This window comes from Rickettsiella endosymbiont of Rhagonycha lignosa (assembly GCF_964031165.1).
Lineage (GTDB): Bacteria > Pseudomonadota > Gammaproteobacteria > Diplorickettsiales > Diplorickettsiaceae > Aquirickettsiella.
The window spans coordinates 986,536-1,008,565 of sequence record NZ_OZ035011.1; the positions used below are offsets into that span (position 1 = coordinate 986,536).

A 22,030-nucleotide genomic window follows, 5' to 3' on the forward strand; every position below is an offset into this window, starting at 1 on the left:
ACTAAGTAGCTATTCAGTAAATTTTCTTTGCAATAATCGTCTGTTTCCAGGGTTGATTTAGCAAGATTCAATTTTAAATAAACTTACATAAACCCTACTAAAGAATTGGAATTTAAATGGGTTTCTATCTCACGTGACGCCTGCAATGCCTGTGAGATCGCTTCGCAGGCACCGACCTTTTTCCAAAAAGATTGATAAAATGCTTTGGGTTTAACAATTTCTGCCTGTTGAACCCGTTTTTCCTGCTCAGCTAAACCCACTAAGTGACCTAAGATTTTTTGTAGTTCAAGATCGCCTAAAACTTCAGCCCTGTTATTTGCAAACAAATCACTGCTGGCGAGAATAAGCTCGATTAAATCTTGAAGATTATCCGTATTTAAAGCCCAAGCTAATTCATGCAGTAAACATTCTTCTTTGATCTCGGAGGTTTTTTCGAGTGAAAAAAATCGACTCACTATGCCTAATTTTGCAATTTTTGCTCTTTCATTTCTTGAGTCTAGTATTTTTAGTAAAGTTAATTTTACCAATAGTTTTTTATTGGTTTTAATGACATCCTCAACACACGGCAGCTTTTCCGAAACCTGTGTCTGTAAATATAATGCCGGGAACAAGGTATCGTAATAATCTCGTCTCGTTTTCACGAGGGCACTATTTAATTGTTCCTCATCAAGATTAGCCGGTTCAGGATCCGCTATATAAACCCCATAAAAATAATAATAAATAGTTAATAAGACATCTTGTGTGCAGAGTAATATCAACGCACTAATAACCGCTGCGACACCTAAACTCGGCGCCGTAGCAATGACAAGCAAAATGACTAAATTTAGACCGAACAACAATAAAAATTTTTTTATGGTTGTAATCGTATCCCTTTTTGTCCATGCATTTTCGCTAGCTGTCCGCTTATTTTGAGCAATTCTATAGCTGAAATAACATACGCTAGCGAGTACGGCCAGGCAAATCAACACATCACCTAACAACAGCAACGGGTTAGTCCATATTAAAATGCTAGCACCCGCGTTAAATAGGCAGGTTAATAATATAAACAATAGGCCGCCACTGAGCAGACTAACATGCTTGGTGATATTATCGCGATAATGTGCTCGTCTCCACTGCTGTTCGAGGCAATTTTTATCGATTTTTAAGTAGGAAACCGAGCTGATGCACAAAACAATTGAACTATGAATAAGCTTCAGAATACTGTAGGCAAAAAACGCGCTTAATAACACCGCTGGTAAAGAAACAAGACCCCATCCAAGTAAAATTAAGGCAATGATGGCTATTGATACTTTAAATACCGCAAATAGCAGCTTAAATGTGTCGCCTAAATTTTTATTTTTAGTTTTGCTAAAATAGCTATATATTCTCAACCCTGCTCTTGTCAGGTGTAAAATATAAAGGCTAAAAGTAAATGGAAGAGGAAGTTTAGTCAGGTATTTAGCGATAGTTTCGAGGCGTTTCAAGACGAACGACATGGCCCGCCAAAACTCAGTGGTAGTGATGTGTTTCTTTATGCTAGAAACAATCATGGGCATTAAGCTTATTTACCCCCTAAAAGGAAGGCCGGCATTATACTAAATTTTTTTAAAAATTTCTTGTTAAATATTAAAAATTTTTTATTTATTTCATATTTTTTCCTAAAAGCTTGTTAAACTAGAAAGAATCTTATTAAAATACGCACATGTCACTTATTTCTCCGACTCCTTTATTTGATAGTTTAAAATTTATCGATCCAAAAAATAGTCTTAAACATTTTCCGGTGTTGACACATGATAAGCCTTATGCCGGCCAAGATTATTCTCAAGCCTTACAGTTTCTATATAGTTATCGTGGCAGCGAGGCCACATTTAATGCGTATCGACGTGAAATTGAACGTTTACTACAATGGAGCTGGTTTGTTTTAGGAAAATCGATTAAAGAATTGCGCCGCGACGACTTTGAATCCTTTATAGAATTCTGTCAACAACCTCCTAAACATTGGATCGGCGTTAAAACCATAGCCCGTTATTTCACACATCAAGGCCAGAGAACTCCGCACCCTGATTGGCGACCCTTTGTCGCTACCATTAATAAAATGGCCAGTCAGCAAGGCATCATGCCGGATATAAAAAAATATGCCTTATCCCAAAAAGCCTTACAAGCAATTTTTGCAGTATGCGGAAGTTTTTATAATTATCTGATTCAAGAAGACTATATTCATTTCAATCCAGTCGCACAGATTCGACAAAAAAGTAAATTCATACGACAACAAAAAAGTAATCATCAAGTACGTCGCTTAAGTGAATTACAATGGTCCTATGTGATAGAAACCGCAGAAATGCTCTTTGCACAAAAACCGGATCTGCATAATAGAACCTTATTTATTATGAAAGCTTTGTATGGCATGTATCTACGGATTTCTGAACTCGCCGCTAGCGCACGCTGGGAACCGCAGATGGGTCATTTTCAAAAAGATGCCGATGGTAATTGGTGGTTTTTAACGGTCGGCAAAGGAAATAAAGAACGTTTAATTAGCGTCAGCGACGATATGTTAAATGCATTAAAACGTTACCGTGAAAGTTTAGGCCTGATGAGTTTACCAAGCCGCGGTGAAACCACGCCTTTAATTAGTAAAGCCCATGGTCAAGCTGCAATACATAGTACTCGACAAATTCGCTGTATCGTCCAAACTTGTTTTGATGAAGCTTTTGCGCGTATGGTTAAAGACGGTCTCAAAGACGAAGCAATAGAATTAAAAACCGCAACTGTACATTGGTTACGTCACACGGGGATTTCCGAAGATGTCAAACATCGCCCTCGTGAACATGTACGTGATGATGCGGGTCATAGCTCTAGTGCGATTACTGATCAATATATCGATGTCGAAATGCGTGCGCGCCATGCGTCCGCTAAGAAGAAAAAATTAGATCCTCTCGCTTGATACTCTTCGCACTGGAATTTTTTCCTGCGTTGCCGCTCAATTCGCAATCCTCATGTATAGAAAATACACTCCGGTTGCTTCATCATCGCGGCGCCTTGCCAAAAATCCCATTACTGTGAGTATAATTTTTCTCTCAATGAATCACGCCAGCCAATCTCTAGCGGCCAAAAATTTTTCAGTTAATTTCGCTTCATTAGAGCCAGGCTCGGGCTGCCAATTATATTGCCAAGTCGCTTGAGGCGGCAATGAGGTCAATATTGATTCTACACGCCCGCCACTTTGTAAACCAAATAAAGTCCCGCGATCATAAATCAGATTAAACTCTACATAGCGACTGCGTCGATATGCTTGAAATTGACGTTCGCGCTCGCCATAAGCAGTGTCTTTACGCAGTTTGAGTATCGGAAGATAGGCTAATAAAAAATGATCACCGACACTTTTAATAAACTCAAAACATTGCTTAAAATCCCATTGATTGAGATCATCAAAAAATAGTCCACCAATACCGCGTGCCTCTTGCCGATGCTTTAAATAAAAATAATCATCACAATTTTTTTTGTATTGCGGGTAAAGTTCTAAACCAAAGGGATCACAGCTTTGTTTAGCAATAAGATGCCAATGGCGACAATCTTCTAAAAAGGGATAATACGGTGTCAAATCAAAACCACCGCCAAACCACCATTGTGCAGCTTGCTGATCAGTGTCTGACACTGTAATAAATCGCAAATTCATATGTACGGTGGGCACATAAGGATTGCGTGGATGGAGAACTAGAGAAATTCCGGTTGCTTGAAATGCAGCAGCTGTTAGAGCAGGATGACGTTGGCTGGCACTAGGAGGTAAAGCCTCACCAAAGACATGCGAAAAATTAACAGCGCCGCGTTCGATCACCGCTCCTTCACTCAAAACACAGGTTTTTCCGCCCCCACCTTCGTTACGTATCCAATCATCAATCAAAAATTTTTCTTGTTGCTCTTCATTTTCTAAACTCAAACAAATTTTAGTTTGCAATGCGAGTAAATAATCTTTGATAGTCGGAATAATTACGTCATAATTCATAATAAAGTTTTTTAGTTAAAATTAAATCATCAATAAAAACTTGGAGCACTACATGCCTTGGATTAAAGCATTGCATATTATCGCCATGGTTGCTTGGTTTGCTGGTTTATTTTATTTACCGCGCTTATTTGTTTACCATGCTGATGCCAAAGATAGGATCAGTATTGAACGCTTTAAGATTATGGAACATCGTCTTTACTATTATATTATGGTACCAGCGGCTTTATTAACTCTTTTATTTGGATTAATTTTATTTAGCTATTCCGTTAACTATTATGCTAGCGCGACTTGGATGCAACTAAAATTAGCTTTAGTGGCCATATTAATCCTATTTCACCTCTATTGTGGAAAATGCTTACGCGATTTTAAGCTTGAAAATAATCAACACTCCAGCCTTTTTTATCGTTGGCTGAATGAGTTTCCCACCTTATTGCTGATTGCCATCGTCATCGTCGCTGAGGTACACCCTTTTGGTTTATAACTCTACCATCTCAAAATCTTCTTTCATCGCACCACATTCAGGACAACGCCAGGTTAGAGGGACATCCTCCCAACGGGTTCCAGGTAGAATACCATCTTCTTCCCAACCTTTCTCCTCATCATAAACGTAACCACAAAGTAAACACATATATTTTCTAAAAACTTTTGCGTCTGCTGTCATTTTTCCACTCTTTATAAATTAACTTATTGAACTTTATTATTCGACTTGTTTGAGCTTTGAATATAAAGAAATTATTCTTTTTTAGCAAAGTTTTTAAGCGGTTTTACCCCATAAGTTCCATTTTCAGCCAAATCCACAGCTTCTATTGCAGATCTCGGCTATTCGCAGCGGTCTAGAAAAGAATGAGAAGGGTCGTAATATTTTGTTAGAAAAACAGTGCTCGCACAAGGGCGGCTGCTAGTGTAATTTTTTAGAGCTTATTTTTCAACTGTAAATAAAGCGCGAACGAATTCCTGTGCCGAAAAAACCTGTAGATCATCAATACCTTCACCCAAACCAACAAAGCGGATCGGCAACGCTAATTTTTTTGCGATGGCAAAAATCACTCCTCCTTTGGCGGTACCATCTAATTTAGTTAGCATCAAACTGGTTAAAGATATTGCCTCATTAAAAGCTTCAGCTTGCAATAACGCATTTTGACCGGTGCCCGCATCCAGTATTAACATAATTTCGTGTGGTGCTGTTGCATCTAATTTACTAATGACTTTTTTAACTTTTTGTAATTCTTGCATTAAATTATGTTTGGTATGCAAACGTCCGGCGGTATCGGCAATTAACACATCTATATTTCTCGCTTGCGCCGCTTGAAAAGCATCATAAATAACTGAAGCGCTATCCGCACCCTGATGTTGAGCAACAATCGGGATATGATTGCGCTCAGCCCAAATCGTTAATTGTTCAGTGGCTGCTGCACGAAACGTATCACCTGCGGCTAACATCACTTGCTTCCCTTGCTTCTGCAAGTAATGAGCTAGTTTGCCAATACTCGTTGTTTTACCAACACCATTAACTCCTACCACTAATATAACAGTCGGTTTATGTGCAGAATTAATCACTAATTTCTGTTCACAGGGTTGCAGTAATTCACCTAATTGTTGTTGCAATACATCCCATACCGCCTGACCATCTGCTAATTGATTACGAGCCAGCTTCAACGTTAAATGCTGAATAATTTCTTGTGTCACCGTGGGCCCGACATCCGCTGTTAACAGTAAATCCTCAAGTTCCTCAATTAATGCGGTATCAACCTTTTTTTTACCTAATACTAAATTGGCAAGATTTTCGGTGAGTTGCTGACGCGTTTTCTGTAAACTATTTTTTATGCGATTAAAAAAACTATTTTTATTGCTAAGTTCTTGATTAGGAACGTCGGGTTGAGGTTCTTTGCGTTTTAAAAATTTAAACATAGACTATACTCACAGCAATTGGGTTTTGGGCAAGTGCCGCGCGATCATACAACAATTTATGTGTAGACAACATAAAACATTTATTTATTTAAATCGTATTTTTTATGAAAAAAGGTGAAGTAAAGATCATTGGTGGGCAATGGCGCGGCAGAAAACTGCATTTCCCTGCTACACCGGATTTACGTCCAACACCGAATCGCATCCGAGAAACTTTATTTAATTGGCTAACTCCCTATCTGGCCGATGCTCATTGTTTAGATTTATTCGCAGGTAGCGGTGCTTTAGGGTTTGAAGCACTGTCACGTCACGCTAAATCAGTTTGCTTTATTGAACAATCCAAGCTATTAGTCTCCTATTTAAAAACCCAGCTTAAACAGCTAAACGCTGAAAATCGCGCTCAGGTTTATCAGGCGCAATTTCCTTTTCTAGCAACACAATTATTCAAACCAAAAAAGCCTCTATTTAATATTGTCTTTTTGGATCCGCCTTTTCATCAAGATATACTAGGTCCTGCCTGCGTGTGGATAGCCAAAGAGGGCTTATTAGCACCTGAAAGTTTGGTTTATATTGAAAGCGAAGCGAACATTAAAAAGCTTTTGTTACCCGAAAATTGGGAGATTCAGCACTGTAAAACAGCCGGCCAGGTACAATATGCTTTAATTAAATCGACCCCATAAAAGCATGGCTTGACTTTATATTACCATCTTGCTTCAATGCAGGTGTAGGTTACAGAATTTTATCTAAAATAAGATAAGCATGAAAAAAATAACAGTCGCGCTTTTTGTGAGTCTACTATCCGGATGTGCTTCACAAAATTTACCTAACTCCATTACCCCTTCACTTAATGGCTCAGATGATGCCTCGGTTAAGCTAGCTGAAGCAGCACGTTCGGTGAGTCAATCATTAAATGAATTAAAAGAATTAGAAAAAGCGTCTAGTCCTCCGATTAGCAAACCATTGCCCTATCCTAGCTCTTCTGGATTAGAAAAAACGATTGCTTCGGTCGATTGGTCAGGTCCTGTAGAACCGCTATTACAGCGTATCGCCAAGCTTGCCAACTACCATTTAGAAATCATTGGAAAACTTCCAGCGGTTCCTGTTTTAGTGACTATTTCCTCACAAAATACACCACTAAATTATATCATCCGTAACGCCAATCTTCAGGCAGGAAAAAAAGCCAATATTATTGTCTATCCCGGTATTAAGACTATAGAACTACGTTATGCTAAATATTAAGCATAAGTATTTCTACAATTTATTTCAAAATGCAAAACCTAGTTACTCGCAGCAATGGGGTTTTTGTCTAGGCGCTGTGAAAATGAGTAACCGGAATGTATTCAAGATACCTGAGGATTGCGAATTGAGCGGCAACACAGACAAAAATTCCAGTGCAAAGAGTAGTTACTCGCCGCAATGGCGTTTTTGTCAAGGCGCTGTGAAAATAAGCAACCGGAATGTATTCAAGATACCTGAGGATTGCGAATTGAGCGGCAACACAGACAAAAATTCCAGTGCAAAGAGTATACGTTTATTAGCTGGTTTAAGCCTATGTGCACTACTCAGCGCCTGCAGCACTATCCAACCTAATTATAAAACCGTTGGTAGTTTAGATAATTTAGCACAATTACAAGATTTACATGCCCAGGTCACAAAAGATAAGAAGCAGATGACTGCCTTGCGTTCGCAGGCCTTACAAGATATTGCGATGAGTATAGGTGCGCAAGCGGGTTTAGCTTGGCGCTCTGAACATATTAATCAAGTATTAAGCAAAAATTCATCACAATTAGATCGTATTTTTAATTTTAATTTAATTTTACTCGACCACAATGTCATCCCTCCTGTACTCGTACAAGGAAATAATTCGCTTAAGCTTTCCGATGGTCAAACTTTACGTATCGACGATCGTACTTACCAAATTATTAGTCAAGCGCGTTTCACCACCGCACCACCTCAATGGCGTAATTATATATGGATGGATTACCAACATCCCGAATTACCTTTACCTGCTTTTTTACCAAAAACACCCGAAGAACGGGTAATCTGGAAAAAATATGCCACACTGGGCTGGCAGGATGGTATTAATCAAGCCAATGCTATTTTTAGTGATAACTTAGCGCGTTTAACACGTGATTACACCGGAATGGCTTTATATCAAAATTTACTATTGAAAGGTATGGTCAGCAAACCTTTTGTTGCACATACTGATCTCGGCGTTACCGGTGATAGTTCCGATTTACACATTAACGATCAAATATTGCGTATCACTTCGTTACCAAAATTACAAATTAATCCGGGTCGATGGAAATCTATCGTAACGCATGATGATGATGACAGCACATCTACTTCCCGATGAACCGGTACGCTTCACTTCGGCTTGTCTAGCTCGACTACTCATTCACTGCCAAAAGCTGGGTGCATCGGATATTACACTGCAGACAGGCGAACCCGTCTTTGCTGAAAGTTATGGTCGCTTGCACCGTATTACGCAACGTAAATTATCCAATACCGAAGTCGCCGAAATACTCAATCTTATCTATGGACCTAATGGGAGTGCACAAATTTTAAGTGGAGTAGATATCGATACGCATTATGAATTTCGGCCTAATCGTAACGAACGTTATCGATTCCGGGTCAATGCCACAGGTTGTTTAGTAGAAGGCCATGACGCGATACAAATAAGCTTTCGAACTATACCGAGTACGCCACCTAAAATGTCGGATCTAAAGTTAGAAAGTGAATTAATCAATGCGTTAGCACCGGCACAAGGCATCGTGTATGTCACCGGAGCGACTGGCTCCGGGAAAACCACCTTGTTAGCTGCTATCATTCGCGATCTCGCTGAAAAAGAAGACTCACATCGCAAAATTCTTACCTATGAAGCGCCAATAGAATTTGTCTATGACTCTATTGACATGCCCAGTGCCATCGTCAGTCAATCCGAAATACCTAGACATTTACCCAGTTTTGCAGCCGGTGTACGCAATGCCTTGCGCCGCAAACCTCGACTCATATTAGTTGGTGAATCGCGCGATCCAGAAACCATCGGTGCCTCAATCGAAGCGGCTTTAACCGGACATCCTGTGTATACGACACTACATAGTAATGGCGTAGCAGAAACCTTAAGACGTTTAGTCAATTCTTTCCCTGCTGAAGAAGCTAAAGCCAGAATGATAGATATTATTGAAACCATACGCGTGGTTATTTGGCAACAGTTGGTACCTAGTGCGGATGGTAAGCGCATTGCTTTACGTGAATTTTTAGTTTTTAATGAAAAATTAAGAGATATTTTATTAGATTCTAAACTGGAAAATATCAGCGCCAATACACGAGAGATGTTAAAAGAATATGGCCAACCGATGTCTGTGGATGCCAAACGCAAATTTGACGCCGGTCTCATTACGCAACGCGTATATAAACGCTTAATTCTGAGCACAGAATCCAACGAACAGCATGAAGAACATTGAAAACAATTGGCAGCCTACGACTAGCTTATCGATGCTACGTTGTCGCGCCAAACTTTTCGCCGATATTCGTGAGTTTTTTGCCGAACGCCAGATTCTAGAAGTAGAAACTCCACTGCTTTCACACGCTACGGTGACGGATCCACATTTACATAGTTTCAAAACTGAATATTGTCTAGATAATACCGAACAATCACAGACACTTTATCTGCAAACTTCCCCAGAATTTGCTATGAAACGATTATTGGCAACTGGATCGGGGCCCATCTATCAAATTTCTAAGGCATTTCGTAACCGAGGAGAATCGGGACGTTATCACAATCCTGAATTTAGCCTATTAGAATGGTATCAACCTGACTATGATCATCATCAATTAATGGATGAAGTTGAAACTTTATTAAAAAAACTTTTAGCATGTGAATCTGCACAACGTTTTAGTTATGCAGAAATTTTTCAATATTATTTGAATATTGATCCGCATCAACTTTCTATTCAAGAATTAAACCAAACTATAATTACACTAGGTATTAACACTGAAAATTTAGGTTTAAATAAAATTGAAGATTATTTAAATTTCTTGATGTCTCATGTCATCGAACCACAATTACCTAAACAATTAGTTTTTATATATGATTATCCTGTTACTTTAGCCGCGTTAGCCAAAATACGCAGCGATGTTACGCCGGTTGCAGAGCGGTTTGAAGTTTATCTACAGGGCATTGAACTTGCGAATGGATTTCATGAATTAAGTGATGCCAACGAACAATATTTACGCTTTAACAATGATCTAAGTATGCGTACTAGGCTTGGCTATCCCCAAGTACCTATCGATAAATATTTATTAGCCGCTTTGACACACGGACTACCTAACTGTGCAGGTGTTGCTTTAGGTATTGATCGTTTATTAATGCTCATGGCAAAAGCAGATAAACTATCAGATGTGATTAGCTTTCCCATCGACCGCTCATAAATTAAATCTAAGTTAAATTTATTTAATTATATCACTCAACTTCATCACTTTGAATTATCTTGACACCGACAGTTTTCATTTCAGAAATAGCTAAGCGTCCATCTTCTGGATTGACATTCACAGCTCGACATCCATCTTCGATCAAGTAAGTTTTGAAACCTAATTTACAGGCATCTAATACTGTATATTTAACGCAATAATCTGTTGCCACTCCCATAATATACACTTCAGTTATCTGTAACTCTTTGAGAAACTCTGCTAAGCCTGTTTCTTTTTGATGATCATTTTCAAAAAAACCACTATAACTATCAATTTCTGGATCATTACCTTTACGAAATACTTTGATAATATGATCTAATTTAAGATTTTTTACAAACTCTGCACCTTTCGTATTTTGTACACAATGTACAGGCCATAATATTTGTGACAACCCCGCTTGTTGAATAAATTCTCCGGGAAATCGCCCTTTATGATTGTTAGCAAAACAGGTGTGATCTTCTGGATGCCAATCCTGTGTAGCAATAACATATTTAAAATGTTGTTGCACACGATTAGCCACAGGAATCACTTCATCAGCATTATCTACTGCTAAGGAACCGCCAGGCATAAAGTCATTTTGTAAATCCACTAAGATCAAGGCTTTTTTCATAAAAGTAAGATTCCTGGAACAAAGAAAATTGTTATATTAATTTACTTGCAAATAAAAGGACTGCTCAGTATCTATTTATTTTAAACTCTTTTTGTAACTCAGGAAAGAGAAAAATAGATAACAAGATATCACTCTAAACTTTTTAGGTTTAATTTTAATTTGACTGACAATCGATGTAATGAAAAATACCCATCAGTTAAAGAGAGTCTTTAGCATATTGCATTCTTATTAAGATATTCAAATATGTAAAAATTTTATTTAGATTTAAATCTTTCTTCTAATTTATGTATTTTATTTATTTTTTTCGTTTTATCTTTATTAACATAAATTTTTTTTGGTTTACTTAACCCTTTGATGCAAAAATTCAAAGCAAAAAGTGAAGTATGCAGATCGGTATGTGCCGTGACTTTGGTTATTCCTGATTGAGTGGGATAAAAACTATCCTTTGCTAAAAGAGAATGATTTCTAGCCACGGCTGTTATTGCTGGTTTTGAAGGTATTTCTCCTATACCTAAATGATAATAATTTTTTTTAAAAGATAGACTCTGCTTTTTATTTATACCACTCGGATCTTTTTTTGAATATTTAATAAATACTGCTGGATCGTGTTGCTTGGAATTATTTTTAAAATAATTTGTATTGATATATTTTTGCGGTAATTTTGTATTTTTAATTATTAATTTTTTTGGTTGAAAATTTCTTTCTTGATTTAAAGTTTTATTTCTATAATCTGGAATTGACGGTGCTTTTTTTAATGAACCATAATTTTTTTTCGATCTTCTAATGCAATTAACGGTTCATCTAATAATACAGCTACTTTTTCTAACAAAAATTTTACATCTCCATATAGTAATGACATGTTGTCGCTGGGATGCTCAATTTTTTTTGCAAACGCTGCTAAGGTTTCCGATCCTTCAAGCTGATGAGTGATAACCCATAAACGAATATGCATAACGCTTAGCTTTAGTTCGACTTGCAAAAATTTGAAATTATCACTATGCAAACTACTTGCTTCATTTTGATAAACAAATTTGTTTAAATCAATTAAGTTAGCATTTCCTTGATAATAAATTGGTTTTTGTGCAGCAGATAAATGTGGATAAAGCTTTTGTTTAATGGTTTGTCCAAGTTGAGTTAATTCTTCAAGTGCCAGTGTTATTTCTGAACTAGATAATCGGTGTAATGAAAAAAAATCTTCCGTTAATAATGGGTCTTTTGGCATAAAACATCCTTATCTTTTTCAATTTTTCAATAATATTATCGAAAAATATTTATCACGGATAATGATATTATATAAAATATAAACTTGAGGGAAGAGATTTTTTTTCAAAAAATTTAAGTAATTTTTTATTTACTTAATACTGTTTTGGCTTTTAAAATAAGTTTTAATTTTAAATGATATAGATTTTCTTCTAAGCCCACCGGGTAAGCATGGGGATTTAATAGTCGTCGAATACTTTCATGGAATTGTTGTAATTCTTGATAAGTTTTTTCTTGGCTAGCTTTTAATAAAGGTCGTTTGTAAATTAATTTCCCTAGACGAAAAATTGGCGTTAATAAATCACGATGCGGCGTGCCTGCGGGAATGATACGTCTTTTCGTCGGATCGATAGGATCAATAATAGTAATATTCTCTTCTGAAATTCCTAATCTTTCATCGTAAATTGCATCAGCCATCGCTGAACCATCCACTCTATCGATGTAATAACGGCGTACCGATAAAATGCCCGGAGTGGAAATTTTAATAGTTTGTTCTGATAATTTAAGTTTGTTTTCCCAGATCCCTTCTGCCGACTTAATTGCACTCAGTTTGTAAACACCTTCGAGTGCCGGCTGTTCATAGGCAGTAATGAGATGCGTACCAACACCCCAAACATTAATGCTAGCCCCTTGTTCTTTCAAACTGGTGATTACCAAAGGATTCAAATCGTTGCTGCCGACAATGACTGCATCATGGTAGCCTGCGGCATCTAATAGTTTGCGCGCCTGTTGGCTTAAATAAGCAAGATCTCCAGAATCTAAGCGAATACCCGCTAATTTAAAGCCATTAGGTTTTAATTCCTCGCTAATTTTAATCGCATTTTTCACGCCCTCAAGTGTATTATACGTATCCACTAAAAAAATACACCGATCCGGAAAGGTTTGCGCATAAACACGAAAAGCTTCTAACTCATTAGCAAAACTGAGCACCCAACTATGTGCATGCGTTCCACGTACCGGAATATTTAATAATTTTCCGGCTAATACATTCGATGTTGCGGTACAACCTCCAATATAAGCGGCACGACTTGCCATTAACGCGCCATCAAAACCTTGTGCACGACGTAATCCAAATTCTAATACGGGCTCGCCTCGTGTAGCTTGCAACAAACGCGCCGCGCTAGTCGCAATAAGACTTTGAAAATTAATAATATTGAGTAAAATGCTCTCTAATAACTGACATTGTAATAAGGGTCCCTTAACACGAATTAAAGGTTCTTGCGGAAAAACCACGGATCCTTCTTCAACGGCATCAATATCACAGCTAAATTTTATTTGTTGTAAATACTCTAAAAAATCAGCATGAAATAATGCTTTGCCTTTGGTATCTGTTAATCCAGCTAAATAATCGATATCGTCTTTAGTAAATTGAAAATTTAGCAAGTAATCAATGAATGTGCCTAAACCTGCACAAATGGTGTACCTGCCATTAAACGGGGCTTGTCGAAAGCTATGATAAAAAACCGCTTCACGTTCGTGGATACCGGCTTTCCAATAACCATAGGCCATCGTCAATTGGTAAAAATCAGTTAATAAAACCAAAGAAGATTTATAGAGTTGTGCTAATGCATTTTGCATTGAAAAAAGACCCCAGCAAATAAGGAGAGTATATCTGTTTTTCTTTTAGTGATGGAAATTTCAAGATCAGATTTGCTGCTTTTTCTTGAATGGCTGCGCGCACGCTGGGTTAGCTTCAGCCATGCAAGGATCTTTCATCTTTATTTGAAAAATTCGCATTTTTTGACCGATATTATCAACCACCCGTTTGTTTTTCTCGAATTTCATCCAAAGTTTTACAATCGATACAAAGACTGGCGGTAGGACGTGCTTCTAAGCGGCGAATACCAATTTCAACGCCACAGGAATTACAGAAGCCATAATGACCTTCATCGAGTTGCTGTAAGGCATCCTCAATTTTTTTAATGAGTTTACGTTCGCGGTCGCGCGCACGTAATTCTAGATTAAATTCTTCTTCCTGAGTCGCACGATCGCTAATATCAGGTAAAGAAGTACCCTCATCTTGTAGATGATGCACGGTTCGACCCATATCTTCCAACAATACGCGTTTTCGCTGTAATAATAAACGGCGAAAATACGCTTGCTGGCTCGAACTCATATAGTCTTCCCCAGGACGTTCCTTATAAGGCGCTATATTTAAATCAATTTCTGAATTAACAGAAGTCAATTCTAGCCTTGTTTCTGGTAAAGAACGTTGTTTTTTAGATTCTTTTTTAAGTTTTTTATGTTCTGCCATTTTAGTTTCTATTGATGGTTGTTGTTTTACCGCAGGTAGCGCCTGGGAATCAGACTTTGCTTGCTGTTGTTTTTTTTTAGAAGGAGCTCGGATCACTTGTGCCTTCGCTACTTTTGTTGATTTTTTTTTAGCTATAGGCTTTCTACTTCGGGTAACACGAGAGGACGTCGACGTTTTTTTTGAGGTTTTGCTTTTGCTAGGCTTTTTTTTTACCCGACTAACTGCTTTTTTTTTAGTCTTTCTGCGAACAGTCTTACGACGAGTCGCTGGTTTCTTACGTGTTACAGCTTTTCTACGTCGTGGTTTACGTACAGCTTTTTTAGCCGCAGTTTTTCTACGACGACGTGGTTTAGCAGCAGCTCCCACTTTTTTCTTTCTGCGAACTGTTTTTCTTTTACGTGCAGGTGTTGCAGCTGTAGAGCGTTTTTTACGTCGCTTTGGAGCGGCAGATTTTCTTTTTACTGGCATAAAAAGTTCTCCTCTTGAGAATTTAACATTTGCCGGAATTGGCACACACACATAAACCAAACACATCTATACCAAAAATAATTCGACATGGCAATTATTTCAAAGAACCAACCATGTCTCTTCTTTTTATTAATGATTTATAGATCATATTTTCAATTAATTCCATTTTCCACTACTAACTCGTTGATGACCAGCCAAATCTTTGTAATTTTTTATCTGATGGTAGCCATATTTTAAAAAAAATTCCTTAACAAAAGTCGCCTGCTGATAGCCATGCTCTAAAAATAAAATACCGCCCTCTTGCAGATATTCACGTGATTGCTGAATAATAATTTCTAAATCATTTAAACCGTTTTTCCCTGAAATTAAAGCATTTTTCGGTTCGTAAGCCAAAGCACATTCCGTTTGCAAGTGTGGATCATCCGCTGCAAGATAAGGTGGATTACTAAGAATCGCATCAAACTTTTCTCCAGCTAATAATGCTTGGCACCAATCACCCTGACGTAGTTCTATCGTATGTAGGTGATAACGGCGGATGTTACGTTCGGCAACCTGTAAAGCACCAGAGGAATAATCGATTGCAACGAATTGCCATGTCGGTCTAGCCAAAGCTAATGCAACAGAAATTGCTGCCGAGCCTGTTCCCAAATCCACTATTTTTCGTTGTTCAGTGCTAAAGGTATCAAGTACCTGTTGTACTAATAATTCTGTTTCCGGTCGAGGAATCAGTACTTCCGGTGTCACTTCAAAAAGCAATGACCAAAATTCCTGTCGACCCAGTAAATAAGCAATCGGTTCTCCCGATTGTCGACGTGCAATCAATTGTTGTATGTATTTTTGCTGGGACGTTGTCAGTAATCTATCCGGAAGTTGACTATGTAATTGCACACGAGTAAGTCCTAAAGCATGCGCAAATAACAATTCCGCATCTAAATACGCGCTGGGACTAGTTCGATTTAATTCTTTGATCGCCCAACGCCAAGAGGAAATTAACAACATAATATCAACCTATTAGAATGCGAAGAGCCGCTACTCCTAGCAATGGGGTTTTAGTCAAGTGCCGTGATAATGAAGCAACCGGAGTGTATTTTCACACATGAGGATTGCGAATTGAGCGGCAACACAGACAAAAATTCCAGTGCGGAAAATAATGTTACTCGCAGGAATGGGATTTTTGTCAAGGCGCCGTGATAATGAAGCAACCGGAGTGTATTTTCTATACATGAGGATTGCGAATTGAGCGGCAACACAGACAAAAATTCCAGTGCGAGAGTATAGCTTAAAACTGTTGAGGATTTTGCTTACGTCGTATATAAGAGACAAAAAATAGGATAATTAATAAGGGTAATAAAACGGGTAACAAAATTGGAAATAAAATAATAGCGACGATAGTCCAAATAACGGCAATAACACCGATTATTAGTGCTCCGGCCCAGGTTAAAATAAACAGCAGTAAAATACTCAAGGAAAAAAAGAAAACTGAAGCGACCAAAAACCCCCAAACACTAACACCCACCACTACAGCTCCAGTAAATAAAGCCAGCGCGATGTGACCGCCAATAATCAGCAATAATAGTATAAACAATGCTATAGCCATTGATCGAAACATTAACATTTCCTCCTCAAGGACGCAGTATAAAAGGTTTACTCGTCATTGCGAGCACTAAAGTGCACGACAATCTATGGATGGCCACGCTCATTGCATTCGCTCGCTATGACGGGGATTTGCTATTCGCCCAAGGCCGCTAATTCGTCAGCTTGATATTCACGCGTCAAAGATTGAATAACTGGTTCTAAATGACCTTCCATGATATCAGATAATTGATACAACGTTAGATTTATCCGGTGATCGGTTAAACGACCTTGCGGAAAATTATATGTGCGGATACGCTCAGACCGATCCCCGCTACCGACTAAATCTCGACGTGTTTCTGCTTCTTCACGTTGTTGTTTGGCTTTTTGCGCTGCTAATAATTTAGCTTGTAATAAAGACATCGCGCGAGCACGATTTTTATGCTGCGAACGTTCATCTTGACATTCCACGACTAAGCCCGTGGGTAAATGCGTAATGCGAATGGCAGAATCGGTTTTTTGTACGTGTTGTCCGCCAGCGCCTGAAGCACGAAAAGTATCAATTTTTAAATCCGCAGGATTGATGGTGACATCATCCACAGTTTCGATTTCAGGAAGTATCGCTACCGTACACGTCGAAGTATGAACGCGTCCTTGCGCTTCGGTTTCAGGCACGCGTTGCACACGATGCGCACCGGATTCAAATTTCAAATGCGCATAAACAGCAGTCCCCGCAATACGCGCAATAATTTCTTTATAACCACCTTGCTCACTAGGATTCATATGAATAATTTCCATTGCCCAACCCTGATTTTCTGCATAACGCGAATACATTCGAAATAAATCGCCGGCAAAAATAGCCGCTTCATCGCCTCCGGCAGCTGCGCGAATTTCTAAAAAAACATTTCGTTGATCATTAGGATCTTGGGGTAATAATAAGCGCTCTAATTCTTTTTCTAATTCGACTTGTTTTTTTTGTGCAATATTAATTTCTTCGCTGGCAAGTTCGCGCACTGCCGAATCAGTATCATGTAAACACTGTTCGGCTTGATTTAGGATATCTAAGTTAGTCCGATATTGCTGAAAACATTGTACGACAGGGCCTAACTGAACATACTCCTTAGATAAGTCACGGAAATGATTTTGATCCTTGATTACACCCATATCACCCAATAAAGCGGTTAATTCTTCGTAACGTTCGACGATTAAGGTCAATCTATTGAATAAAGAGGTCTTCATACGACCACTTTATACCTAAAGCTAACCGCGAAGTCGAGTACTGAATAGTGCGTCATATAGAGCTTGGAAAATTGAATGTTAATGATTCATAAGCTATTCTAAAAAGGAGTAGACCGCTATAGCGGGCGCTATAAGGTTTTACACTAACTCGCAGCAATTGAGTTTTTGGCAAGTGCCGTGAAAGAATTGTGAATTAGCGGCAACGCAGTAAAAATTCAAGTGCGAAGAGTATATATAACCTGAGGGGATAGTATGAAAAAATTATTACTAATGGCTTCAGCTATTTGCATGGGTTTATTAAGTAGCATCAACGTGGCTAATGCCCACCCAGGCCAAAGTGCTTGTGCATTTAATGCTCACTTAGTAAAAAAGGCTGGTTTTGTTTCTGGAGCATACTATGACTGCGCTACCATACGTCAGTTATTGTCCAGACTCAACGTCGCACCACGTGCTTGTACAAAAATTGCATCATGTCAATATCGTTATGTTTGCAGCGAATATCATTATCTCGCTACCAATAAATTAATTCCTAACCGAGGCCCAACTATTTATTGGCATACTTCACAACCTTTTTAATAAAAAAGGAATGGGGCAAATTCAGGTATCCCTTCCCTAGTGAAGGGATATTTTTTTGTGCAAAATACTCTTCGCACTTTAATTTTTACTGCGTTGCCGCATTTGCTGGTAAAGTTTATTTATCTATTTTTGGTTACGCTTCATGTCGACATCAGTTAATGCTTCTATAGCCATTTCAGCACAGCAAAAAAATCAAATTGATTGTTACGGTGCTTGGACCTTACATGGCATTCATAAAAAAAATTTAGACCACGCTTTTAAAAAACTAAATCGCAGCACAGAATCGTCATTCATTTTAAATGCCGCAGCTATCACGCGTATGGATAGTAGTGGTGCCTGGCAACTTTACCAATGGAAAAAACAACTCACTAAAAAAAGAGATGTGCAGCTTACTGGTTTAAATCAAAAACACCATGCATTGTTTGCAATGATAGAAGAAGCAGCACATCAATTAAAACCTTTACCCAAGCCAAAAAGTTATACTGGTTTAGCCTTGTTGGGTAAAAAAGTAACTGAACAATGGCATGAGCTTAAATCATTTTTATGTTTTATTGGTAAAACCTTTACTACCGCTATTCAAACAATTTGGCAGCCCAATCAACTTCGTGGTCGTGCCATCATGAGTATCATTGAGAATACCGGTTTAGATGCATTGGGTATTATTGCTTTATTATCTTTTATGATAGGTATTGTCTTAACTTATCAAATGGGTTTTCAATTAAAAAATTTTGGCGCAACTCTGTTTATCATTGACTTATTAGGCCTTGCCATATTACGTGAGTTTGCACCCTTATTAACAGCCATTATGATAGCCGGTCGCAGTGGATCCGCATTTACCGCTCAATTGGGTATGATGAAGATCAAAGAAGAAATTGATGCATTAAACACGATGGGCGTCCCACCGAGGCAATTATTAATTTTACCCCGTATTTGGGGCTTACTGATTGCTTTACCCCTGCTCACCGTTTGGGCAGATATTTTTGGCCTACTCGGTGGCATGGCAATGACACATAATATGCTAAATATTAGTTACACAGATTTCTTACAACGTTTTCCAAAAGTTGTTTCACTTTCTTCGCTTATTATTGGTGTGGGTAAAGCGCCGGTATTTGCGCTTATTATCGCCAACACCGCTTGTTTTCAAGGTTTACGTGTCAGCGGTAGTGCCGATAGTGTTGGCAGACAAACCACGCGTAGTGTAGTACAAGGCATTTTTTTTATTATTGTCGCTGACGCATTATTTTCGATTTTATTTAGTAACTTAAATATCTAACCCTCACTGGATTATTCTACGTACATTCATGTCATCGAATAAGCGCTATAATGCCATTATGCATGCTTCTGACCCCGTTATAAAAGTTAAAAATGTTAAACTCCTCCTCGCGGGTCAATGGATCCATTGCGGCATTAATTTAGAAGTACAACACGGAGAAATTATTGGCATAGTCGGTGGCAGCGGTTCAGGAAAATCGACATTGCTGCGCGAAATTTTAGCCCTACTGACACCTACTTCTGGAGAGATTGAAGTTTTCGGTAAAAATTTAAACAAGCTTTCTGCAAGCGAGTTACTTAAAATACAATGTCGTTGGGGCGTATTATTTCAACAATCAGCACTCTTTACATCGCTTAATGTCATTGAAAATATAAGCTTTCCCTTGCAAGAACATACAAAATTGGACAAAACGACAATCAAAGAGCTAGCTTTAATTAAATTATTAGCGGTAGGATTACCGATGGATTCGGCCACAAAATATCCATCTGAACTGAGTGGTGGAATGCTCAAGCGAGCGGCTTTAGCACGTGCTCTAATCATGGATCCTGAATTATTATTACTCGATGAGCCCACCGCAGGCCTCGACCCACAAGGCGCAGAAGAATTTGATGCATTAGTCTTAAACTTGCGCAACATTTTAGGATTAACCATCGTCATGGTCACGCATGATTTGGATACTTTATGGCAAATTACCGATAAAGTTGCTTTTTTAAGTGCGGGACGCGTTTTGGAATTTGCACCTATGAAACAACTTACACAATCCAAACAAGCGGCTATAGTGGCTTATTTTCAGGGACCACGGGGGCGCATGACGCAACATCTTTACGAGGGAAATCATGGAATCTAAAGTCAATTATACCTTAGTTGGTGCTTTTGTTCTTATTTTGACCATCGCCCTCATTATTTTTATTACTTGGTTATCTGCGGGATTATCCACGAAGCGTTATAAAAGTTTCTTAGTCATCATGCATGAATCTGTGGCTGGCTTAGGGGTAAATTCTTCCGTTAAATATAATGGTGTTAATGTCGGTATCGTTAAGAAAATTTCTTTAAATGACCAGAATCCTGAACAAGTACGCTTGGTATTACAAATAGAAGAACATACACCTATTACCGAAGGCACAACAGCTACCTTAAATAGTCAAGGTTTGACAGGGATCACTTACCTGGCATTGCAAGGCAGTGATTCTAACCTAAATCCTATTCCACTCCTTCCGGGTGAAAAATACCCCATTATTAAAAGCGCTCCTTCTTTGTTTTTACGTTTAGATACGACTTTACGTGATCTGAATAATAATATGAATCAGATTACACAAGATATTAATGGTGTATTAGGGGGTGAAAATCCAGTATTATTTAGAAAGATTTTAAATAATTTATCCATAACCAGTAATCACTTAGCGGCGCAAAGTAAACGTCTCGATGCTATTTTAATTAATACCGCACGTTCAACACGTGCATTTCCATCGTTAATGAATACATTAACCCAACAAACGCTCCCGTCTACCAATCAAGTATTAAATAACCTAAGTATCATGACGGATAATTTACTTGAACTGTCAGATAATCTAAGACAAAACCCCAGCATATTAATTCGCGGACAGAAACCACCACCTTTAGGACCAGGAGAAGAATAAAGTGCTTAACTTTTTAGGTCGTGTGGGCTTTGGTAAAAATAATTGCGTCCACAAAGCAATAATAGCTTTGCAATGTTTACTGTTGTTATCGGCCTGTTCGATATTTGAGCCTATTAAAACTCCACCGATGCATTACTTTACTTTAGCCATGCCTGATCCAGATTGGGATAATTGTGCACAACAAGGGCGTAGCACAATATTGGTTAATCAACCTCGTGCCAATGCAATTTATAATAGTCCACGCATGATATACATCCCCGCTTGCTATCAAATCCAATATTTTGCACAAAATCGCTGGGCAGACGTGCCCACACAAATGTTACAGTCTTTATTAATCAATTCTTTACAACATACCGGCTATTTCCAAGCAATTATTAATACACCCTCCACTACTTATTATGATTGGGTGCTGAATACACAATTACTCAGCTTTCAACAAGAATTTATAAGCATTCCCAGTCGTTTCCGGATTGCGATGCGGGCGCAACTCATCGATGCCCGATCCAGACATGTCATTGCCACACAAGATTTTGTCGTGGTACAAACCGCAGCACATGATGATCCTTACGGTGGGGCGCTGGCTGCAAACCTCGCGGTACAAAAAATACTGAATGAAATTAATTGTTTTTGCTTAAGAAATTTAAGCTAAAATATCCAGGCTTTAAGCTTTTCATCCGCGGCTATTATTGTTTCAATCCAATTTAAGCTTTGTTAGGAAATAACCTAATGATATTTAAATGATCATTTTTTTGTTTCGTATCTTCAGACCAACTATAAATTTTTT

General features: G+C 38.3%; 24 protein-coding genes. 12 read left to right on the top strand and 12 right to left on the bottom strand.

Going from position 1 to position 22,030, the window contains the following annotated elements:
* Positions 1 to 83: 83 nt before the first annotated feature.
* Positions 84 to 1,535, bottom strand: coding sequence for a hypothetical protein (locus tag AAHI99_RS04460; protein WP_342227101.1), 1,452 nt, complete (start codon positions 1,533 to 1,535; stop codon positions 84 to 86).
* A 146-nt stretch (positions 1,536 to 1,681) separates the two neighbouring features.
* Here AAHI99_RS04460 and AAHI99_RS04465 point away from each other — a divergent pair, with 146 nt between their 5' ends.
* On the top strand, positions 1,682 to 2,920 hold the full coding sequence (locus AAHI99_RS04465; RefSeq protein WP_342227102.1) for a tyrosine-type recombinase/integrase: 1,239 nt from the start codon (positions 1,682 to 1,684) through the stop codon (positions 2,918 to 2,920).
* Positions 2,921 to 3,061: 141 nt separating this feature from the next.
* Here the strand turns inward: AAHI99_RS04465 and hemF are convergent, their stop codons facing one another.
* Entirely contained in the window at positions 3,062 to 3,979 is a 918-nt protein-coding gene (hemF, locus tag AAHI99_RS04470; protein ID WP_342227103.1) for an oxygen-dependent coproporphyrinogen oxidase, read from the bottom strand.
* Positions 3,980 to 4,031: 52 nt separating this feature from the next.
* On the opposite strand from hemF, the gene hemJ reads away from it, so the two are divergent.
* Positions 4,032 to 4,460: a protoporphyrinogen oxidase HemJ gene (gene hemJ / locus AAHI99_RS04475; protein ID WP_342227104.1), complete on the top strand. Its 429-nt coding sequence runs from the start codon at positions 4,032 to 4,034 to the stop codon at positions 4,458 to 4,460.
* Here the strand turns inward: hemJ and AAHI99_RS04480 are convergent.
* A complete protein-coding gene (locus tag AAHI99_RS04480) occupies positions 4,455 to 4,640 on the bottom strand; it encodes a rubredoxin (RefSeq protein ID WP_342227105.1) in 186 nt (61 codons plus the stop codon). The two genes, hemJ and AAHI99_RS04480, sit on opposite strands and share 6 nt — an antisense overlap.
* A 257-nt stretch (positions 4,641 to 4,897) precedes the next feature.
* Positions 4,898 to 5,887, bottom strand: coding sequence for a signal recognition particle-docking protein FtsY (gene ftsY / locus AAHI99_RS04485; protein ID WP_342227106.1), 990 nt, complete (start codon positions 5,885 to 5,887; stop codon positions 4,898 to 4,900).
* A 104-nt stretch (positions 5,888 to 5,991) separates the two neighbouring features.
* Between ftsY and rsmD the strand changes: the two genes are divergently transcribed.
* The 5 genes from rsmD (at position 5,992) to epmA (ending at position 10,318) form a co-directional block, all read left to right on the top strand.
* The gene (rsmD, locus tag AAHI99_RS04490; protein WP_342227107.1) at positions 5,992 to 6,564 is read left to right on the top strand and encodes a 16S rRNA (guanine(966)-N(2))-methyltransferase RsmD; all 573 of its coding nucleotides are present in this window, start codon (positions 5,992 to 5,994) and stop codon (positions 6,562 to 6,564) included.
* Between the two features lie 79 nt (positions 6,565 to 6,643).
* Complete coding sequence (gene dotD, locus AAHI99_RS04495; RefSeq protein WP_339049572.1) at positions 6,644 to 7,123, top strand: type IVB secretion system lipoprotein DotD; 480 nt, start codon at positions 6,644 to 6,646, stop codon at positions 7,121 to 7,123.
* 82 nt (positions 7,124 to 7,205) lie between these two features.
* Positions 7,206 to 8,240, top strand: a complete 1,035-nt coding sequence (locus tag AAHI99_RS04500) for a type IV secretory system conjugative DNA transfer family protein (protein WP_342227108.1) — start codon at positions 7,206 to 7,208, stop codon at positions 8,238 to 8,240.
* Positions 8,206 to 9,351, top strand: a complete 1,146-nt coding sequence (dotB, locus tag AAHI99_RS04505; RefSeq protein WP_425288705.1) for a Dot/Icm type IV secretion system ATPase DotB — start codon at positions 8,206 to 8,208, stop codon at positions 9,349 to 9,351. The genes AAHI99_RS04500 and dotB overlap by 35 nt, the downstream gene beginning before the upstream one ends.
* Entirely contained in the window at positions 9,338 to 10,318 is a 981-nt protein-coding gene (gene epmA / locus AAHI99_RS04510) for an elongation factor P--(R)-beta-lysine ligase (protein ID WP_342227109.1), read from the top strand. The genes dotB and epmA overlap by 14 nt, the downstream gene beginning before the upstream one ends.
* A 31-nt stretch (positions 10,319 to 10,349) precedes the next feature.
* Here the strand turns inward: epmA and pncA are convergent, their stop codons facing one another.
* From pncA to prfA, 8 genes are all read right to left on the bottom strand, one after another.
* A complete protein-coding gene (pncA, locus tag AAHI99_RS04515) occupies positions 10,350 to 10,967 on the bottom strand; it encodes a bifunctional nicotinamidase/pyrazinamidase (protein WP_342227110.1) in 618 nt (205 codons plus the stop codon).
* Between the two features lie 254 nt (positions 10,968 to 11,221).
* Positions 11,222 to 11,440, bottom strand: coding sequence for a hypothetical protein (locus tag AAHI99_RS04520; RefSeq protein WP_342227111.1), 219 nt, complete (start codon positions 11,438 to 11,440; stop codon positions 11,222 to 11,224).
* A 278-nt stretch (positions 11,441 to 11,718) separates the two neighbouring features.
* Positions 11,719 to 12,189, bottom strand: coding sequence for a hypothetical protein (locus AAHI99_RS04525; protein ID WP_342227112.1), 471 nt, complete (start codon positions 12,187 to 12,189; stop codon positions 11,719 to 11,721).
* A gap of 125 nt (positions 12,190 to 12,314) precedes the next feature.
* On the bottom strand, positions 12,315 to 13,805 hold the full coding sequence (locus AAHI99_RS04530) for a nicotinate phosphoribosyltransferase (protein ID WP_342227113.1): 1,491 nt from the start codon (positions 13,803 to 13,805) through the stop codon (positions 12,315 to 12,317).
* A gap of 175 nt (positions 13,806 to 13,980) precedes the next feature.
* Positions 13,981 to 14,481, bottom strand: a complete 501-nt coding sequence (gene dksA / locus AAHI99_RS04535; protein WP_342228355.1) for an RNA polymerase-binding protein DksA — start codon at positions 14,479 to 14,481, stop codon at positions 13,981 to 13,983.
* A gap of 624 nt (positions 14,482 to 15,105) precedes the next feature.
* Positions 15,106 to 15,948 carry a peptide chain release factor N(5)-glutamine methyltransferase gene (gene prmC / locus AAHI99_RS04540; RefSeq protein WP_342227114.1) on the bottom strand — a complete coding sequence of 281 codons (843 nt, stop codon included), beginning with the start codon at positions 15,946 to 15,948 and terminating at the stop codon, positions 15,106 to 15,108.
* Positions 15,949 to 16,228: 280 nt separating this feature from the next.
* Positions 16,229 to 16,558, bottom strand: coding sequence for a hypothetical protein (locus AAHI99_RS04545; RefSeq protein WP_342227115.1), 330 nt, complete (start codon positions 16,556 to 16,558; stop codon positions 16,229 to 16,231).
* Between the two features lie 119 nt (positions 16,559 to 16,677).
* The gene (gene prfA, locus AAHI99_RS04550) at positions 16,678 to 17,760 is read right to left on the bottom strand and encodes a peptide chain release factor 1 (protein ID WP_342227116.1); all 1,083 of its coding nucleotides are present in this window, start codon (positions 17,758 to 17,760) and stop codon (positions 16,678 to 16,680) included.
* Between the two features lie 252 nt (positions 17,761 to 18,012).
* Between prfA and AAHI99_RS04555 the strand changes: the two genes are divergently transcribed.
* From AAHI99_RS04555 to AAHI99_RS04575, 5 genes are all read left to right on the top strand, one after another.
* A complete protein-coding gene (locus AAHI99_RS04555) occupies positions 18,013 to 18,336 on the top strand; it encodes a hypothetical protein (RefSeq protein ID WP_342227117.1) in 324 nt (107 codons plus the stop codon).
* Positions 18,337 to 18,478: 142 nt separating this feature from the next.
* Complete coding sequence (locus tag AAHI99_RS04560; RefSeq protein WP_342227118.1) at positions 18,479 to 19,609, top strand: ABC transporter permease; 1,131 nt, start codon at positions 18,479 to 18,481, stop codon at positions 19,607 to 19,609.
* A gap of 28 nt (positions 19,610 to 19,637) precedes the next feature.
* Positions 19,638 to 20,456 carry an ABC transporter ATP-binding protein gene (locus AAHI99_RS04565; RefSeq protein WP_342227119.1) on the top strand — a complete coding sequence of 273 codons (819 nt, stop codon included), beginning with the start codon at positions 19,638 to 19,640 and terminating at the stop codon, positions 20,454 to 20,456.
* Entirely contained in the window at positions 20,446 to 21,246 is an 801-nt protein-coding gene (locus tag AAHI99_RS04570; RefSeq protein WP_342227120.1) for an MlaD family protein, read from the top strand. The genes AAHI99_RS04565 and AAHI99_RS04570 overlap by 11 nt, the downstream gene beginning before the upstream one ends.
* 1 nt (position 21,247) lies before the next feature.
* On the top strand, positions 21,248 to 21,895 hold the full coding sequence (locus tag AAHI99_RS04575) for an ABC-type transport auxiliary lipoprotein family protein (RefSeq protein WP_342227121.1): 648 nt from the start codon (positions 21,248 to 21,250) through the stop codon (positions 21,893 to 21,895).
* Positions 21,896 to 22,030 lie beyond the last annotated feature (135 nt).

Coding starts and splice junctions, on each gene's coding strand:
- AAHI99_RS04460 (WP_342227101.1), bottom strand. CDS start 1,535: ATGCCCATGATTGTTTCTAGCATAAAGAAACACATCACTACCACTGAG.
- AAHI99_RS04465 (WP_342227102.1), top strand. CDS start 1,682: ATGTCACTTATTTCTCCGACTCCTTTATTTGATAGTTTAAAATTTATC.
- hemF (WP_342227103.1), bottom strand. CDS start 3,979: ATGAATTATGACGTAATTATTCCGACTATCAAAGATTATTTACTCGCA.
- hemJ (WP_342227104.1), top strand. CDS start 4,032: ATGCCTTGGATTAAAGCATTGCATATTATCGCCATGGTTGCTTGGTTT.
- AAHI99_RS04480 (WP_342227105.1), bottom strand. CDS start 4,640: ATGACAGCAGACGCAAAAGTTTTTAGAAAATATATGTGTTTACTTTGT.
- ftsY (WP_342227106.1), bottom strand. CDS start 5,887: ATGTTTAAATTTTTAAAACGCAAAGAACCTCAACCCGACGTTCCTAAT.
- rsmD (WP_342227107.1), top strand. CDS start 5,992: ATGAAAAAAGGTGAAGTAAAGATCATTGGTGGGCAATGGCGCGGCAGA.
- dotD (WP_339049572.1), top strand. CDS start 6,644: ATGAAAAAAATAACAGTCGCGCTTTTTGTGAGTCTACTATCCGGATGT.
- AAHI99_RS04500 (WP_342227108.1), top strand. CDS start 7,206: ATGAGTAACCGGAATGTATTCAAGATACCTGAGGATTGCGAATTGAGC.
- dotB (WP_425288705.1), top strand. CDS start 8,206: ATGATGATGATGACAGCACATCTACTTCCCGATGAACCGGTACGCTTC.
- epmA (WP_342227109.1), top strand. CDS start 9,338: ATGAAGAACATTGAAAACAATTGGCAGCCTACGACTAGCTTATCGATG.
- pncA (WP_342227110.1), bottom strand. CDS start 10,967: ATGAAAAAAGCCTTGATCTTAGTGGATTTACAAAATGACTTTATGCCT.
- AAHI99_RS04525 (WP_342227112.1), bottom strand. CDS start 12,189: ATGCCAAAAGACCCATTATTAACGGAAGATTTTTTTTCATTACACCGA.
- AAHI99_RS04530 (WP_342227113.1), bottom strand. CDS start 13,805: ATGCAAAATGCATTAGCACAACTCTATAAATCTTCTTTGGTTTTATTA.
- dksA (WP_342228355.1), bottom strand. CDS start 14,481: ATGGCAGAACATAAAAAACTTAAAAAAGAATCTAAAAAACAACGTTCT.
- prmC (WP_342227114.1), bottom strand. CDS start 15,948: ATGTTGTTAATTTCCTCTTGGCGTTGGGCGATCAAAGAATTAAATCGA.
- AAHI99_RS04545 (WP_342227115.1), bottom strand. CDS start 16,558: ATGTTTCGATCAATGGCTATAGCATTGTTTATACTATTATTGCTGATT.
- prfA (WP_342227116.1), bottom strand. CDS start 17,760: ATGAAGACCTCTTTATTCAATAGATTGACCTTAATCGTCGAACGTTAC.
- AAHI99_RS04555 (WP_342227117.1), top strand. CDS start 18,013: ATGAAAAAATTATTACTAATGGCTTCAGCTATTTGCATGGGTTTATTA.
- AAHI99_RS04560 (WP_342227118.1), top strand. CDS start 18,479: ATGTCGACATCAGTTAATGCTTCTATAGCCATTTCAGCACAGCAAAAA.
- AAHI99_RS04565 (WP_342227119.1), top strand. CDS start 19,638: ATGTCATCGAATAAGCGCTATAATGCCATTATGCATGCTTCTGACCCC.
- AAHI99_RS04570 (WP_342227120.1), top strand. CDS start 20,446: ATGGAATCTAAAGTCAATTATACCTTAGTTGGTGCTTTTGTTCTTATT.